Source organism: Paraburkholderia elongata (assembly GCF_013177735.1).
GTDB lineage: Bacteria > Pseudomonadota > Gammaproteobacteria > Burkholderiales > Burkholderiaceae > Paraburkholderia > Paraburkholderia elongata.
In genome coordinates this window covers 1-17,285 of sequence record NZ_WOEZ01000034.1, presented here as the reverse complement: position 1 = coordinate 17,285, position 17,285 = coordinate 1, and the positions used below count along the sequence as shown (strand labels likewise).

Sequence of the window (17,285 nt, the reverse complement as noted above, 5' to 3'; positions counted from 1 at the left end):
CGCCGTCCCGTTCCAGTCCGGCCAGTCAGACGTCCTGTCGCCGGAACCATTAACCTGCGACGGGACGGCTAGCTCCCTGGGGGCATAAATCTGTCACACAGGCAGGCAGTAGATAATGATAATGATATTATCATGCGATACGCTCCTCGTTTGTCTGACATCCAGGTGCATCCGGGTCACGGTGTTGATCGATCCAGCGAATAGCGCAACCTTTGAGAAGCCTCGTCATCAATGTCTGCATGCCGTTGACTGGCTCGTTCGCAGCCGGGCAGGGGTATACGGGAAGATGGTGCCAGGACGGACACGGGGAATAAATCCAGAAGCCCGCGTCCGATGGTGCCGCAGTCGGTGGGAAAAGGTATTTGCGATATGCCGGCGTTCATCAAGTGGCTGCTGGAGTTGCTGTTCATCGCCGGTGGCGGAGCTGATATCAGCCTCCCTCACTCCGGGATGTCCTTCCTGACAGCGGCGAGCTTCCTTCCACATTCTGACCGGTGTTAGTCATGTCATTTGCACGTATTGTCGGAACCGGTAGTTTCCTGCCTCCGAACATCATTTCAAATGCGGACCTGGTGTCGCAACTTGCCAGCAGGGGCATCGAAACGAGCGACGACTGGATCTATTCACGGAGCGGCATCCAGTCCCGACGGTTTGCTGACCATCAATCGCAAACGAGCGATCTTGCGGTAGCGGCCGCGTCTCGGGCCATGTCTGCGGCGGCAATCGAAGCGGATGCCATCGATCTGATCGTAGTTGCCACCACCACACCCGATGCAATCTTTCCGAGCACAGCCTGTCTTGTCCAGCGGAAACTCGGAATACGAAACGGCTGTGCAGCTTTCGACATTCAGGCGGTGTGCGGTGGGTTCATCTATGCACTCACGGTCGCAGACGCGCTGATACGGGGCACGTCAGTGAAGACTGCACTCGTCATCGGGGCGGAGACATTCTCCAGACTCCTTGATTTCGAGGATCGCAATACCTGTGTGCTGTTTGGCGACGGCGCTGGCGCCGTGATCCTGAGGTCATCGGAGGAGCCGGGGATACTCGGCGCGGCCTTGCATGCCGACGGGCACCACTCGGAAATCCTCAAAGTGTCGGGCAGCATTGCAGGTGGAGCTGTGTTGGGAGATCCGTTTTTGCGCATGGATGGGCCGGCAGTGTTCAAGCTGGCGGTTGGTGCGCTCCAGGCGGTAAGCGAGGAAGTCGCGGCACAGTGTGGACTGGCGATGTCAGACTTCACCTGGGTCGTACCTCATCAGGCGAACATCCGCATCATGGAAGCTACCGCGCGCAAGCTGGGCATCCCGGTGGATCGTTTGGTCTCGACCGTCCATGAGCATGGCAACACGTCCGCTGCTTCCATCCCCCTCGCTCTGGATCAGGCTTATCGGGACGGTCGGATCTGTCGCGGTGACAGGGTGTTAATGCACGCAGTGGGTGCTGGCGTGACATGGGGTGCTTTGGCAATGCTCGCGTAGGCGAAATTCATAGGGAAGCCTGCGCTACGAGAGTAGGGTGCCGCATCCTGCGTCCGCGGCGTTCCTGATTATGACGGAGCGGAAATGTAGACGATGGCAGGCACCTGACAACGCTCAACGTGTGCTGCCGGTCGCCAGAGGCAATAGGCGACACAGCGACGCTTCAGTTCTGCGTTAGAGATCATCAGCCGAGAGCCTTATCCGTTCGCCAGTGCATGGAAGCGCTTTTTGCACTACCGCCTTCAGCAGTTTGCGCTTGCCAAGCTCGAAAGCGAGCAGCAACTGTTTCGCGGTCCCGTTCCCAGCGCCGAGTTTTGCGCAAACCGCTTCAGACGGCAGCGTAAAGGCGCAGTATCCCCAGCCGAAGCCGTACGCCGAAAACCAGACGGCCGAGTCGGAAGAAAGAATTGGTGCAGTGACGTTCGTACCGGGCTGATCCATGGCTAATACCTTCCTGTCCGATTGGAGTGGTTCAAGATTCCTGCACAGCGAACTTAGAAAAATCACAGTGTGGCGGGAATAGTGAGGTGCCTCACGCGGTGCTGCCCCGTTTGCCACAGCGCGCGCGGGTTTATTAGTGTACATCCGGGATCCTTCCGGCGAGACGCTTACCTGTGACAGTTGAAACGTCATGTGGTCCGGGACGAAGGGAATGCGGCACCCGCATCGGCGACGACCAGTGCAGTCATGTTGACGATGGCGCGCACCGTGGCGGACGCAGTCAGCACATGCACCGGCTTCGCCGAACCCAGCAGCATTGGACCGATCGTGATGTTGTTGCCTGCGGCGGTCTTGAGCAGGCTGTAAGCGATGTTCGCCGCATCGATATTCGGCAGGATTAGCAGGTTCGCGTCGCCTTCGAGCGTCGATTCGGGCAGCACTTCGCGGCGCAGATTCGCGTCGAGCGCGACGTCGCCGTGCATTTCGCCGTCCACCTGCAGGTCCGGCGCGCGCTCCCTGAGAATCTCGAGCACGTCGCGCATCTTTTGCGCGGACGGCGCGTTGCTGGTGCCGAAGTTCGAGTGCGACAGCAGCGCAACCTTCGGCTCGATGCCGAAACGGCGCACTTCTTCGGCGGCCATGATCGTGATTTCAGCAAGCTGCTCCGGCGTCGGATCGACGTTTACGTGGGTGTCGACGAGGAAAATCTGCCGGCCCGGCAGCACCAGCGCGTTCATTGCCGCGTAGACGCGGCAGCCTTCACGCTTACTGATCACCTGATCAATGAAGTGCAGATGACGATGCGTCGTGCTGATCGTGCCGCAGATCATGCCGTCGGCGTCACCCTTCTTCATCAGCATCGCGCCGATCAGCGTGGTGCGGCGGCGCATTTCGAGCCTGGCCATCTGCTCGCTGATGCCCTTACGCGCCATCATCTTGTGATATTCCTGCCAGAAGTCGCGATAGCGCTGGTCGTGATCCGTATCGACGACGACGAAATCGACACCCGGTGTGATACGCAGGCCGTAGCGCGCAATGCGATGCTCGATCACCGCCGGACGGCCGATCAGGATCGGCTTCGCGAGCTTTTCGTCGACGATGATCTGCATGGCGCGCAGCACGCGCTCTTCTTCGCCTTCGGCGAACACGATACGCTTCTTCTCCGGCTCGACGCTACGCGCCAGCTGGAAAATCGGCTTCATGGTCGTGCCGCTGTGATACACGAACTGCTGCAGATGCTGTTCGTACGCTTCCATGTCCTCGATCGGACGCTCGGCAACGCCCGAATCCATCGCGGCCTTCGCCACCGCCGGTGCGACCTTGACGATCAGGCGCGGGTCGAACGGCTTCGGAATCAGGTATGCCGGACCAAACGAGAGATCCTGGATGCCGTACGCGGTCGCGACGATATCGCTCTGCTCCTGGCGTGCCAGCTCGGCAATCGCATTGACCGCAGCGATTTCCATTTCACGCGTCACCGTCGTCGCGCCCGCATCCAGCGCGCCGCGGAACAGGAACGGGAACACCAGCACGTTGTTCACCTGGTTCGGGTAGTCCGTGCGGCCCGTGCAGAGCACAGCGTCCGGACGCACTTCGAGCGCCAGTTCCGGCAGGATTTCCGGGGTCGGGTTGGCCAGCGCCAGAATCAGCGGCTTGTCAGCCATCTGCTTGACCATGTCCTGCTTCAGCACGCCGCCGGCCGAGAGACCCAGGAAAATGTCCGCGCCGCCGATCGCCTCAGCGAGCGTGCGAGCGTCGGTTTCGCGTGCGAAGCGTTCCTTGTCCGGGTCCATCAGCTCGACGCGGCCCTTGTAGACCACGCCGGCCAGGTCGGTGACGGTGATGTTTTCGAGCGGCAGGCCGATGTCGACCAGCAGATCCAGACACGCCAGCGCCGCCGCACCCGCGCCGGACGACACCAGCTTGACCTTCTTGATGTCCTTGCCGACCACCTTCAAACCGTTGGTGATGGCCGCCGCGACGACGATGGCGGTGCCATGCTGGTCGTCGTGGAACACCGGAATCTTCATGCGCTTGCGGCATTCGCGTTCGACGATGAAGCAGTCCGGCGCCTTGATGTCTTCGAGGTTGATACCGCCGAAGGTCGGCTCCAACGCGGCGATCACCTCGACCAGCTTGTGCGGATCGGACTCGTTCAGCTCGATATCGAACACGTCGATGCCGGCGAACTTCTTGAACAGGACGGCCTTGCCTTCCATGACCGGCTTCGAGGCTAGCGGCCCGATGTTGCCGAGACCCAGCACCGCGGTGCCGTTCGTGACGACGCCGACCAGGTTGCTGCGCGCGGTGAAACGGGCTGCGTTCAGCGGGTTCTCGACGATTTCCTCGCACGCGAACGCGACGCCCGGCGAGTACGCCAGCGCAAGGTCGCGCTGGTTGATCATCTGCTTGGTCGGGGCGATCGCGATCTTGCCCGGCGTCGGGAACTCGTGGTAATCGAGGGCGGCTTCGCGGAGTTTGCCCTGGGCTGGGGTAGGCATGTTGTCTCCTGGTTAACAACATTTGCAGACAATGATAATGATATTATCACGTCAACGACATGACGCAGAGGAGCTGGGGCGCCAGACCTGGCGGCTCCACGCGCGAGCCTGTAGCGACCCGGCAAGGCAGGACCACCGACAGAAATGAATCAAGGGAAAGCTCAGATGAATTCATCTCGCAACTACGGCCTTGGGCGTCTGCGCCTGCATCCCGATCCGGTCAGTCCTGATGGTCATCAGGCGCATCGCGACGTCATGCTGCAGGCGTCACCCGATGGCAGAACCGCCGTGCTCGTCGAGATCGAGGAGCGGTACAGCGATCATCATGCGATGGGTCCCGAACAGGAGGTCCGGTATGAGATTTCGGTATCTGATCTGGTCCAACTGATCCGGGCGCATGGTGCGCGCCTCTGAGATGGCTATTCACCTCGAGAAGGCCGCCGCACGTGCTGCGCGCTACCCCTGACGCCAAATCCTAAGGAGCGACCGCGTGACGAAAAAGGCTGTGAAGAAGCAGACACTTGACGTGGTGCCGGGCAACCTCAACGTGACGAGTGCACACGCCGGCATAGACGTTACGGATCGCGCACGCACGGCGGCCGCGGTCACAACGCGACCAGCGAGCTCCTCGACGCTGGAAGGAGCGCGGGACTCCGGGTCGGCGGTCGCAACAGTTCCACCGGGGACCGGTTCACGCCGGATGAAAGCAAACGCACGGGTGCACGACGCCGGTGCCGCGCTACCGGATGAGTCCGCTGGAGAAAACGACGACGGCCGCGCGGGCCTGCGCGCGCTGGTCAAGCTCGGAAATGAGCGCGGGTTCGTCATTCGTGGGGAAATTAGCGATTGCCTGCCTGAGCGCCTGGCGCAACCTGATGCGATCGAAAACGTGATCAGAGCCTTCAGCGACATGGGCATCGCCGTATTCGAGCAGGCACCGGACGCCGAGTCCATGGTGATGCACGATCATGCGGTCGCGGGTTCGTCTGATGAGCAGGTCGAGGAAGAGGCCGTGGCGGCCATCTCGAGCGTGGACGCCGAGTTCGGCCGCACCACCGATCCCGTGCGCATGTACATGCGCGAGATGGGTACCACTGAACTCCTCACCCGCCAGGGGGAAATTGCGCTTGCGCGGCGCATCGAAGAGGGTCGCAACGACGTGATCCGGGCCATATCTTCGTGCCCGACAACGATTGCCGAGATACTGGCGATCGCTGACGGCGTTGCCAGCGGCGCAACCGCTATCGAAGAGGTCGTCGATGGGATGATTGACCCCGCTGCAGTGGAGACGGATGACATTATTGCCGTCGCGGAGGAAAGCGTCGACGGCGATCCGGTCCTCGACGAGGATCAGGGAGACGAAGATGATGACGGTGCTGAAGGCGCGTCGGCCGATCTGCAGAGCGAGACCCTGAAGCGTGACGCGCTGGCGAAGCTGGCAACGGTAGCTGACTTGTTCGAGCAATTGCGGGATGCCTACGAAACGGAGGGTTACGGATCTGGGCGTTATCGCGCCGCACGGGCAGCGATCGAGACCGAACTGACGACGATCCGCTTCACGGCGCGCACGATTGAGCGTTTGACGAGCGCGTTGCGGGTATCCGCCGACGGGGTCCGGACCATCGAGCGCGAAATCGCGCGGATCGCGGTTGACCGGTGTGGCGTGCCTCGCGATATGTTTGTCGCGCATTTCCGGGGCAACGAGACCAACCCGGCGTGGCCGCAGCAACTCATCACAGCAGGGCACCCGTTCAGTTGCGTGCTGGAGCGAAACCTCCCTGCGATCCAGCTGGAACAGGAAAAACTGCTTGCTTTGCAAAAGCGGGTCGTGCTGCCGCTCGATGATTTCAGGGAGGTCTGTCGCGCGATGAGCGCAAGTGAAGCGACAACGCTGCGCGCGAAAGGCGAAATGATCGAAGCGAATCTGCGGCTGGTGATCTCGATCGCGAAGCGGTACGTGAACCGCGGCCTGCTGTTTCTCGACCTGATACAGGAAGGCAATATCGGTTTGATGCGAGCCGTTGACAAGTTTGAATACCGTCGTGGGTACAAGTTCTCCACCTACGCAACCTGGTGGATCCGGCAGGCCATCAGCCGGTCGGTCGCGGATCAGGCGCGCACAATCCGGGTCCCTGTCCACATGATCGAATCGATCAACAAACTGAAACGGATCTCGCGCCAGATCCTGCAGGAAACCGGACGGGAACCGGACGCCGCCGTGCTGGCGGAGCGGATGGAGATGCAGGAAAAGAAGATTCTGGCAATGCTGCGGATCGTCAGGGAGCCGGTTTCCCTGGATGCGTCCGTCGGGGAAAACGACGACACGTCCGTGGGTGACCTGATCGAGGACCCCGCGGCGATTTTACCCGACGATGCAGCGCTGCACGCCAGCATGAGGGATGCCGTCAGCGAGGCGCTCACGACGTTGACGCCGCGCGAAGCGAAGATTCTGCGCCTGCGTTTCGGTATCGAGAGCGGCCGGGATCACACACTGGAGGAACTCGGACAACAGTTTGAGGTGACGCGCGAACGGATCCGTCAGATTGAAGCCAAGGCACTGCGCAAGCTGCGGCACCCGGCCCGGTCCGGGCGATTGAAGTCGTTCCTGGGCGAGGAGTAGAAACCAGAGGCGATACACGGCCCTACGGGGCCGTGTACACCGGATGAGAAACGAAGCGCCGCGGTGATGTGCAATTTGACAGACTGCGCGACCGTATCAGGGCATTCGACGCGGCGGCTGCCAATGCCTCGGGCGACAAGGCGTGAGCACCGGGCAAGGTTCGAGCGGGTATCAGGCCAGAAGGGTCGGTTGCTGTGACCGGGCAGCATGCGTTACCGATCCACCTGCACCAGCATCCGGAGTGATCATCGCGCGGTCAATGCGTGAACAGAAATACCATGAGCACTGAAAAAATCAATCTCGACATTCACAGGATTCTCACGCTGCTGCCGCATCGCTATCCGATCCTGCTGGTCGATCGGGTGCTCGAACTCGAGCCGCACAAGCGCATCAAGGCGCTGAAGAATGTGTCAATCAATGAACCGTACTTCACGGGCCACTTCCCGAGTCGTCCGGTGATGCCGGGCGTACTGATTCTGGAAGCACTCGCACAGACGGCTGCGCTGTTGACCTTCTCGGAAGAGCCGCATGATCCGGCCAACACGCTGTACCTGTTCGTCGGCATCGACAACGCGCGATTCAGGCGCGTGGTGGAACCTGGCGACCAGCTGATCCTGAACGCGACGTTCGAGCGGCACATGCGCGGTATCTGGAAGTTCAAGGCACGCGCCGAAGTGGATGGCGTGGTCGCGGCGGAGGCCGGTCTGATTTGCACGGTCCGGCATACGAATGGGGACGGCCAGTAAGGTGCTGGCCGACGCTGACGCATCCAGATAACAAATAACGCAACGGACCCGGAAGCACACGAGCAGGATCGATCGTGATCCGGCGCATCCTGTGCAGCAGTGGGAGATGCGTTTCGTATAGCCCTCCCGTAGGAAATCCCCTACACGCAGTCATCCTCGTCCTATCGCCGCTTTAGCCGATGCCGATTTTTTTACGCGACGTGTCCTGCGATACTGGACATATGGCTCGACGGCTTTGTACCAGTTGCGTGCGCCTGGAATTCAGCGACACGAACCGTTACCCTCAGCGTGCCGCAGACATCGCATGAAAATAATCGATTTCCTGCGCACTTTGTCCTGGCGACGCAAAATACGCGGTCTGCCCGCGATCAGTGTCAGGACCACCACAAGCGACCCCGGATCACCAACGTTGCCTAATCCAGTCTGGGAAACCGCGATCTTCAGCATTGCCGGTGAAAAGGTGGGGGAAGCGACTTACGGCCTGTCACCACGCTCAGATCATTTGTACATCTATCGGCTTGAGGTATCTGAGCCTGTCAGACGAAAAGGTTATGGTCTTGCGTTCCTTGTGCTTCTGCACAGTACCTACCGGGTGCCTCTCACTCCAATCGTTGAGAGTCATTGCGCAGAACAATTCTGGGACACTGCGCGAGAATTGCGACCGGTCGGGCTGGAGGTGACACCTGGGCGATCGCGTGCCGATGTGTTAGAAGAGCTGGCCCGCTGGCGGCACCTTCGGGCCGGAATTAATGGCTCCTTGCCAGGGCCGCCGACGACAGATTGATTTATTGGGGTAATCGTTCGATGCGCGCCTTTGCGCTACCGGGCGAGTTCCTTGATCTGTTCAACAATCTCCGGATTGGCGAGGGTGGACACGTCGCCAGGATCCTGATGATTGGAAATCGCCGCGAGCACACGGCGCATGATTTTTCCCGAGCGCGTCTTGGGCATATCGGGCACGATAACGACACGACGCGGCCGCGCGATTGCGCCGATCTGGGAAACCACCGATGCCGTGACTTTATTCGCAAGCTTCACGGAGGGCACGAGTCCCGGCTTCAATGAAACATAGAGGTCAGGCACCTTGCCCTTGATCGGGTCGGCGACCGGCACCACTGCCGCCTCGGCGACATCCGGCACGAGGAGGGCGGCCGACTCGATTTCCTTGGTGCCGAGTCGATGGCCGGCGACGTTGATCACGTCATCAATGCGGCCGAGGATCCGATAATAACCGTCCGCTGCCTGCACCGCGCCATCACCAGCCATATAAGGCCAATCGCGCCAGTCCTTGCTCGCGGGATCATGACAATAGCGCGAGTAGTACTGGCTGACGTAGCGATCAGGGTCCTTCCAGATGGTCTGGAAGGACCCGGGCCAGGGGTTGCGGATGCAGATGTTGCCGGCCCGGCCGGAACCGCCTGGCAGCTCCGTTCCCTCGTCGTCATAGATCACCGGATGAATGCCTGGAATCGCGGGTCCCGTGCTGCCGGGCTTCATCTTGTGAATCGCCGGCACCGTGCTGCAAAGGAATCCGCCGTTTTCGGTCTGCCACCAGGTGTCCACGATGACCGCCTCGCCCTTGCCGACCACCGTGTGGTACCACTTCCAGACTTCGGGCTCGATCGGCTCGCCCACGGTGGTCATGTGCTTGAAATGGAAGTTGTATTTCGCAGGCTCGTCGGGTCCGTTGCGTCGCAGCGCGCGGATCGCCGTGGGTGACGTGTGAAAGATGTTGACGTCGAGGTTTTCGGCGATACGCCACGGCCGTCCCGCGTCCGGATACATCGGCACCCCTTCGTACACGACCGAGGAAGCGGCGAGTGCAAGAGGTCCGTAGACGATATAGGAATGGCCGGTGATCCAGCCGATGTCGGCCATGCACCAATATACGTCCTCGGGATGGATGTCCTGGATGTACTTCGACGTCCACGTGACGTAGGCAAGGTAGCCGCCGGTGGAGTGCTGGCAGCCCTTGGGTCGTCCCGTGGTGCCGCTTGTGTACATGAGGAAAAGCGGCGCCTCGGCCGGCATCTGCACGGGTTCGACCCGTTTGCCACGGAACTCCTTGAGGACGTCGTTGATGATGACGTCGCGTCCCTCCACGAGTTTCGTCGGACTCGAGTACTTGCCCGGGTAGCGTTGCCAGATCAGAACCTTGTCGACCTGATGACCGGTGCCGGCAGCCTCCATGACCGCGGTGTCAGCCTTTTGCTTGTGATCAATGAGTTCGCCGGCGCGGGAATAGGCGTCCATGGTGATCAACAGGCGGCTTCCGGAATCCGACACGCGATCGCCGCACGCCTTTCCACTGAATCCGCTGAAGACCTGCGAGTGAATCACGCCGAGCCGTGCGCACGCGAGCATGGTGATCGGCAGCTCCGCCACCATCGGCATATGCAGGGTTACCCGGTCGCCCGCCTTCAGGCCGCCGAAATCGCGCAACAGGGCCGCAAACTCGTTGACGCGTACGAAAAGCTCCTGATAGGTGAGGTGCTGTATTGCCTCGTTCTCCGGTTCGGGCACGAAATGGATCGCCGTCTTGTTCCTGTACCTGGGGAGGTGGCGATCCACGCAGTTGTAGCACGCGTTGATCCTGCCGCCGACGAACCAGCGCCAGAATGGAGGATGGCTGGCGTCAAAGGTCGTCTCCCAGTATTTGTACCAGTCCAGAAGATCCGCGAACTCCTTGAAGTACTCGGGGAAGTTGTCGAGGGAAAAGCGCGCGAACACGCCCGGGTCTGCCAGATTGGCCTGCGCAATGAACTGGTTCGACGGCGAGAAATAGTCCTCCTCCGGCCAGTGCACCGCGATCTGCGCTTCGGAGACATCCGCAGTCTGCTGCTCCGCGGCATGGTGACGCGATTTGTCCTCTGACATGACGGCCCCCTTGATTTGCACCCGCAGCAACTACGCCTGGCGCGCTGTTCTGCCACAACTGTGCGCACAAAACATGACTGGACTGCGTAGGTAAATATTAAGTGCTGGGCTGGTGACTTACCAGGAAAGCACGCAAAGGGGTTGACCCTGGGCGCAGTCATTCGAATATCGAAAACTTCAACCAGCACGTGCACGTACCGTCCATGGACGGATCGTTCCTGGTCGACGTGGGCGGCGGGTAGTTTGTGCTGCTTATGCCGGTGCCGGAAGTGTCGCTGGGGGAGCGCTTCCGCCAGCGCGTCCTGGATTTTCCCGTCCGCGAGTCGGCGGTCACGTCCATCGTCATCACGAGTACCACGGCGCGTCGGGTACCTGAGCGGCGCGCGGGTTGCCGGCGCTCTCCGAGGCGCTCGGTCGGGAATGCCATGGGATGAGGTACCGACCGAGGAGTGTGGCGGCTTCGTATTCCCGTGCGTCAGGGATCCTGGCAACATGCTCCGGTTCAGACGTGACTTCGGCACCGTCTTCCGTGGCGTGCACAACTGGGACGTTCTCCACGCCCTCAACCCGTCGCTGCCGCGCAAGGACATGTGGCTTGCACAGAACAGGAGTCGCACCGGCCTGAGGAGAAAAAAGGCTGCGCTCAATATAAGTCCAGGTGGTTTCGGACCGTATGCCCATCCGGAACTTTCGCTGCTGGAAGAGAAACAGGATCTCTGGCACGACTACTGTGGCACACGACCGCACTGAGATTTGCTTGCGGGTAAGTCATGAACTAGATTTTCAATAGGCCTGAATAGCAGAGAGGAAGGAGAATCAGCCATGGATCTTCTCGTGGAGCAGGTGGACGTTTGGGCGGCGACCATCCAGGACAGACCCGGCGGCCTTGCAGAGGCGCTGGCTACTCTGCGGCATGCGGGGGCAGATCTGCAGTTCATCATTGCCCGGCGCGCACCGGAAGACCCCGGCAAGGGAGTCGTCTTCGTCACGCCGCTTCGGGGTGACAGGGAAATCCGTGCGGCCGCACAGGTGGGGTTCAACGTTACCCGTAGTCTTCACGCCGTTCGGGTCATGGGCCCGGATCGACCGGGCGTTGCTGCAGAGTTGACCCAGCAGCTTGCTGATGGAGAAATTAGCCTGCGCGGGTTTTCGGCCGCCGTGATCGGCACACAGTTTGTCGCCTACGTGGCGGTGGACTCGCTGGATGATGTCAGGAAGACTGTAGAGATCCTGAAGAAGGCCTGAAATGCGCTCTCGGGTGATGTCCTGTGGCGCTGGTGAGGCCAGCAGCCGGAGGACTTCAATGTGGCAACCGGACGGTACTCGCATGAGCACCACGCCGGCTTTTCAGATTTTCTTCAGATAACAGGCCTTGAGCATAAAGTTGCCGGCGTCCATCTTGCAGTCAACTTCATGATCACCGCCGACGAGACGGATGCTCTTGACCTTCGTGCCCATTTTCAGCGTGATCGACGAGCCCTTGACCTTCAGATCCTTGATCAGCGAAACCGAGTCACCATCGGCAAGGATATTGCCGTTGGCGTCCTTGACGACAGTGTCCGCGTGATTGTCGTCGGACTCGCTTGCCGCAATGAGCCATTCGTGGCCGCAGTCGGCGCAGATATAGTTGTCGCCGTCCGCATACGTGTTTTCCATCGCGCATTGCGGGCAGGCTGGCACGTTCGACATGGGTTCCTCCCAGAGTACCGGTATTTGAAGACCGGCAGTATACCTGCCCGGCAACGGGTTGCTTGCGTGAACATCACATGACCTGCGTCTCTCCCGGGACAGGGAGGCGGCAAGCCCGGGCGTGGGTGTTGGATAACAGGGGGGAAGACGGCACCAGGGCCATCGCCGCATCTGCGACGTGTACATTTTCTCAGCGCATATCTACGGTGTCGGCGAAGAGCGCTCGCCTTGTGCCCGTTCCGGAAACGTCTCATCGACGAATGTGCGCAACCGCGACAGATCGGTTTTCGCGTAACGCGAATGTGCAGGCGGAAAAAGACGCGTGCGGCGCGAACTCGCCGGCTACTATCAACGGACGGCTGACGCCGGCGCGTTGCGTCCGGATCACAAATAGCCGCAGGTCTGGCTTGATAGGGGACCACGCAGGGTTCGGATTTTCGAGCACACCAACGGCCCGGGAAAGTCTCGTCCCAAAGGCCGTCTGTAGCGACTCAGGGAGTATGTGGGCTAGCGCAGGCAATCCACACGTCTCGACTTGATGGATGCCGCATTGTTCTTAATGCTCTCGAGCAGTGGTGTTGAATTGCCGTGCGCTGGTGAGGATGCCAGAGAGCATCGCGGTAGACGCGCGATGCGACTAAGGTCAGTTCCATGTTCAGACATCTGCTGGAAGGGGCAAAGTTGGCGGATGGAACTCGGCGCGTCCTGGCTCCGTAGTTTCGCTCTCACTAGGTCCTTTGTGTCCTGACTTTGCCGCGGCGCAACTCAAGTGTGATCCAAACTGCGGAATGGATGGCGGCGGAACGGCTGGTACGCACGGTCGGTCTTCGCCGCCGGCCACTCGGCCCCGTACGAAGACCAAGCCTACGGTAAAGCCGACTGGCGCAATTTCGCCCCCATCGACCGCAGCAGCTTCGACTTCGACATCGTCACCTGCCCGCAGGAAGGACAACCGGTTTCCGTCCAAAGTCCGGGACCAGGTATTGTTGGCAACTGTCTTTGCGTCTACGCGGAGAACGCTATGGCAGCGGTGGTGCAGAAAGCCCTGAGCTGCCGACTCGATCCGGCAAGTCGGCGGCCGAAGTTGCGATTCGCCGATCGGCGCTGGCATGTCCGCTAGAAGCTGCTGACCGACCGTCGCCGCTCAGCGGCTAAAAGCTTCCGCTACGGACTTCAGCCCATGCGTGCTTTCGACCGACCGGCCATTTTCAGGCCACGCCAGCCGAAGACAGGAAGCCTGTATTGCCCCACCGTTCCTCGAAATCTGCATCTTCGCATGCCGGTTGCTGCTTGCACGGATTGTTTGCGCAGATGCGGCATGGACCAGACCCGATCGCGTCAAGCCTTGCTTGTCGCATGACCTCACACTCCTATCGATCCAGCAATCCGGCCTCTGCGCAAAAGCGCGCTCGCCTCAGCGGCCCCCACCGCCCGGCTGAAATGAAAGCCCTGCGCCTTCGTCGCCCGATTTGTGTCAGCCAGAAACTGACGCTGCTGTTCGGTCTCCACTCCCTGTGCGATCACGCCGATCCCACCCTCGCGTGCAAGGTTGACAATGGCGCGGATCGTCGCCGCACTCCCGGGATCGCTGTCGACCCGCTGGATGACTGACCGGGCGATCTTCAGATGACTCACGCTATAGGCCCGGATATAGTCAAACGACGCGTACTCGCTGCCGAAATCGTCGATGGCGATCTTCGAGCCGAACTTACGCAGCGCCTGGAGGACATCATTTTGTGCCCACGCGAGCCGGGTCAGGGTTGCCTCGGTCACGTCGAACTCCAGATCGGACGGGGCAAGCTGCCATTTCATGATGGTTTCGGTCACATCGCGAATGAACGCCTGAGCGTCCCTGAGTTCGCATAAGGACAGGTTGACCGCGATCATCAGGGGGGCCACCCCTTCGTCACGCCATGCCCTCATTTGGCGGCACGCCTCGTCCAGCACCCAGTGTCGAATCGCTGTCATGGTGCCGGTCTGCTCTGCGAGCGGCATGAAAACACCTGGGGCAAGCAGGCCACGGGTCGGATGGTGCCAGCGCACCAGTCCTTCCATCCCGATTATGTTCCCTGAGGACAGCTCGACCTCGGGCTGATACTGGAGTTCCAGCTCGCCGCGATCCAGTGCGTCTCGCAGATCGTCGGCGAGCGTCATCCGTTCGTGCACCGCCTGATCGAGCCCGTCGGAATCGAAACGATACCGGTTGCCGCCCTCGTCTCGGGCGCGGTGGAATGCCTGGTCAGCCTGAGAGAGCAGCGCGTGCGCGCCGCGGCTTCCCTCGATGTAAGGACAGACGCCGATGCTGGCGGTGATCCGCACGTCGCTGCCGTTGAGGCGACAGGCAGACGCCAGCGCGGTCCCGAGCCTCACCGCAAGAACCCCGGCGTTGGCAGGCTCTCTGGTCTCCGCCTGCAATACCGCGAATTCATCGTCACCGACCCGGGCTACCAGGTCGCGTTCGTTCGTACAGGCCATCAAGCGTCGGGCGACCTCCCGAAGGAGCAGGTCGCTGGTCGGCCGACCCCGCATGTCATTGACTAACCCGAAATGATCGAGACCCAGATGGAAGACCGCAAACGGCATCGCGCCACGCTGGGCGGCGGCAAACGCGCGGTTCAGCCGACGCAGGAATGTCGCACGGTTCGCCAGCCCCGTGAGCACATCGGTGCCGGCAAGCCGGGCAACTTTTTCGTCCGCCGCCTGCGTTCTGCTTCTGTCGAGGATGATGCCTTCAATTTCGATGAGCCGCCCATCTTTATCGCGTACCGGGATAAAGCGGTTTTCGACACTACGGTACGCTCCGTCGCCCGTGCGCAGGCGGAACTCGACTGATGCGCCGTTGACGCTCCGCTCCAGCACGCCCGCGATGGCCGCCTCAACCCTCGCTCGATCGCGCGGATCAACCAGGTCGTTGACCCAGGCGGGTGAGGCCAGCAAGGCAGCACGGTCGTGGCCGAGCCTGGTGATGTCATGCGATATGTACATGAGCGAAAGCGCAGGCTCGCCTCGCAGGCGGTAAAAGACGACCGGACAGTTTTCGGCGATGATGTTCACCTCGTCGAGTGTCTCGGCTCGTTCCTCGAGCGCCTGCGCGAAGCGGCCCATCCTGGCAGCGGCCGCTGCTGTCGTCCGCCACTTCGCAGCGAACAGGCGCGCCGTCTCACGGATCTCGCCAGGGTTCCATGGCTCGTCCAGAATGAGCAGCCGATCCTCCGACTCCGGGCGCACGCCCAATGCTTCGCGGCAGGCGCCTGCATCCGCGCCAATCAGGGCGAATCTCAGACGCGGGGCCACCTTCATGAGTCGTCTGATCGTCTGAAGGCTGTCCCATCCGGACGACATGCGCATGTTGATGAATGCCATGGCATAGGGCTGGTTCCTCCCAAGCGCACGCATGACCCGCACAAGCGCTTCCCGGCCCGAATGCACGGAATCGATCTGAAACGCCTCGCGTGCAGCTGCTACACCCCCAGACGAAATCGCTTGGGTTGCCGTCAGCGCAGTCTCATTGTCCGGACGACTAGAGAGAATCCTGCACAGGTCGCCCTGGGTCGCCGGGTCGTCATCGACCACCAGAATGCGCCAACTGGCCGCGTCGGTCTGCATAGTCATCCGGGACCTCTCCCGGCCTGGATGGCCATGCGCGGGCAGAACCCGCGCGCCGATCTGTGCCGTCGCGGGCTGCGTGGTGCGGTGCGCCCCGCCCCTTGATGGCCAGTGCTGAACAATATGGGCTGAAATCATAATTCCCCCCGTTCGTTGCGCTGTCGCAATGGACGGCGCGTTTCCCGTGCTCCCGGCCACCATCACGGAACTGGGCAGCGCGGCGGCGCTCAAACGTTCGCTCCTCCGTCCGTGCGGCCCGGCCGTTCCGGGCGTTCGAGGGACGCTGCTCATCGTGCGGCACCGAACCGACCTGCTGTCGCGAAAGACCTGACGGCAAGGAGTAGTCCTGCGAATTCGCGAACATTGCCGCGCCTTGCGCCTTGCGCCAGGCACAGGCTGTTCGCGCGTGCAATGCGCTGAGATTCCAGGTGTGAAAGCAGCCACGCGGATGCCCAGCGTCCGAAGCCGGGCTGGGTACTTCTGGGGTTTCCGCCCCGCGGAATCCGCCGGTTCTGTCAGACGATTAAAAGTATAGTGGGGCATAGGTGTCTGACAAGTCCAGCTAGCCTCACTGCCTCGCAGCAGCGGTGCGTCCCAAGAACGGTGCACGCTACTTTAGCCGCACACGGCTGTTGGTCGGCGTCGCAGGGGGCCACGGGGCGGTGCGGCAGATGCCGGTGGAACTGGCAATGAGCGTCAAGGGCGATTCGGCTCGAATCGCTTGCTGGTGCGAAAGGATGGTCGCACCGGAGACCAGAGTGTTCAGACCTCCGAGTCACGACGCGCGACAGTTTCTTGTAAGAGGCCAGTTCAAAAACCCCGTGAGGGGACTGTTTACTTTCCCGGCAAGCTGTTAACCTTGGTTGCCTCAACAACGGAACCCAAGGAATGGAAGCGCCGATCATTGATGACGAATTGTGGACGCTGATCGAACCGTTACTGCCGCCGCCCAAGCCACGGCGCAAAGAGCATCCTGGTCGCCCACGCGTATCGGATCGGGCGGCGTTGAACGGCATCCTGTTCGTGCTGAGGACGGGGCTACGATGGAACCACCTGCCGACCATATTGGGCTTTGGCTCCGGCGCAACCTGCTGGCGACGACTGCACGCCTGGCAGAAGGCGGGTGTGTGGGACCGGCTGCACGAACTGCTGCTCGACAAGCTGCGCGAGGCTGGTCAGATCGACCTCTCACACGCTGCGGTCGATTCCTCGTCGGTACGAGCCGTTGGGGTGGGCGAAAAACTGACCCGAACCCCACCGATCGCGCGCGACCCGGTTCCAAACACCATATCCTCGTCGACGCAAACGGCGTTCACATCAGCGC

12 protein-coding genes and 1 pseudogene are annotated in these 17,285 nt (G+C 61.2%); 8 read left to right on the top strand and 5 right to left on the bottom strand.

Annotation, left to right across the window (positions count from 1 at the left end):
* Window positions 1–503 precede the first annotated feature (503 nt).
* A complete protein-coding gene (locus tag GNZ13_RS06300) occupies window positions 504–1,481 on the top strand; it encodes a beta-ketoacyl-ACP synthase III (RefSeq protein ID WP_172161494.1) in 978 nt (325 codons plus the stop codon).
* A gap of 174 nt (window positions 1,482–1,655) precedes the next feature.
* On the opposite strand, the gene GNZ13_RS52050 is transcribed toward GNZ13_RS06300, so the two are convergent.
* Window positions 1,656–2,066 (bottom strand): hypothetical protein, encoded by a 411-nt coding sequence (locus GNZ13_RS52050; RefSeq protein ID WP_236001832.1) that lies wholly within the window; start codon window positions 2,064–2,066, stop codon window positions 1,656–1,658.
* A 44-nt stretch (window positions 2,067–2,110) separates the two neighbouring features.
* The gene (locus GNZ13_RS06290) at window positions 2,111–4,423 is read right to left on the bottom strand and encodes an NADP-dependent malic enzyme (protein ID WP_172161492.1); all 2,313 of its coding nucleotides are present in this window, start codon (window positions 4,421–4,423) and stop codon (window positions 2,111–2,113) included.
* A 165-nt stretch (window positions 4,424–4,588) separates the two neighbouring features.
* On the opposite strand from GNZ13_RS06290, the gene GNZ13_RS06285 reads away from it, so the two are divergent.
* From GNZ13_RS06285 to GNZ13_RS06270, 4 genes are all read left to right on the top strand, one after another.
* Window positions 4,589–4,837: a hypothetical protein gene (locus GNZ13_RS06285; RefSeq protein ID WP_172161490.1), complete on the top strand. Its 249-nt coding sequence runs from the start codon at window positions 4,589–4,591 to the stop codon at window positions 4,835–4,837.
* A gap of 76 nt (window positions 4,838–4,913) precedes the next feature.
* On the top strand, window positions 4,914–7,043 hold the full coding sequence (rpoD, locus tag GNZ13_RS06280) for an RNA polymerase sigma factor RpoD (protein ID WP_172161488.1): 2,130 nt from the start codon (window positions 4,914–4,916) through the stop codon (window positions 7,041–7,043).
* A 278-nt stretch (window positions 7,044–7,321) separates the two neighbouring features.
* A complete protein-coding gene (gene fabZ, locus GNZ13_RS06275; RefSeq protein WP_172161486.1) occupies window positions 7,322–7,789 on the top strand; it encodes a 3-hydroxyacyl-ACP dehydratase FabZ in 468 nt (155 codons plus the stop codon).
* Between the two features lie 304 nt (window positions 7,790–8,093).
* The gene (locus GNZ13_RS06270; RefSeq protein ID WP_172161484.1) at window positions 8,094–8,573 is read left to right on the top strand and encodes a hypothetical protein; all 480 of its coding nucleotides are present in this window, start codon (window positions 8,094–8,096) and stop codon (window positions 8,571–8,573) included.
* 35 nt (window positions 8,574–8,608) lie between these two features.
* On the opposite strand, the gene acs is transcribed toward GNZ13_RS06270, so the two are convergent.
* Entirely contained in the window at window positions 8,609–10,666 is a 2,058-nt protein-coding gene (gene acs / locus GNZ13_RS06265; protein ID WP_172161482.1) for an acetate--CoA ligase, read from the bottom strand.
* Window positions 10,667–11,158: 492 nt separating this feature from the next.
* On the opposite strand from acs, the gene GNZ13_RS06260 reads away from it, so the two are divergent.
* Both GNZ13_RS06260 and GNZ13_RS06255 read left to right on the top strand, forming a co-directional pair.
* Window positions 11,159–11,416, top strand: coding sequence for a hypothetical protein (locus GNZ13_RS06260; protein ID WP_172161480.1), 258 nt, complete (start codon window positions 11,159–11,161; stop codon window positions 11,414–11,416).
* A 72-nt stretch (window positions 11,417–11,488) separates the two neighbouring features.
* A complete protein-coding gene (locus GNZ13_RS06255; protein WP_172161478.1) occupies window positions 11,489–11,911 on the top strand; it encodes an ACT domain-containing protein in 423 nt (140 codons plus the stop codon).
* Window positions 11,912–12,013: 102 nt separating this feature from the next.
* Here the strand turns inward: GNZ13_RS06255 and GNZ13_RS06250 are convergent, their stop codons facing one another.
* Window positions 12,014–12,355, bottom strand: coding sequence for a zinc ribbon domain-containing protein YjdM (locus GNZ13_RS06250; protein ID WP_172161476.1), 342 nt, complete (start codon window positions 12,353–12,355; stop codon window positions 12,014–12,016).
* A gap of 1,362 nt (window positions 12,356–13,717) precedes the next feature.
* On the bottom strand, window positions 13,718–15,967 hold the full coding sequence (locus GNZ13_RS06245) for a GGDEF/EAL domain-containing response regulator (RefSeq protein ID WP_236001831.1): 2,250 nt from the start codon (window positions 15,965–15,967) through the stop codon (window positions 13,718–13,720).
* Between the two features lie 882 nt (window positions 15,968–16,849).
* Here GNZ13_RS06245 and GNZ13_RS06240 point away from each other — a divergent pair.
* Window positions 16,850–17,285: pseudogene (locus GNZ13_RS06240) on the top strand (IS5 family transposase); the annotation flags it as partial.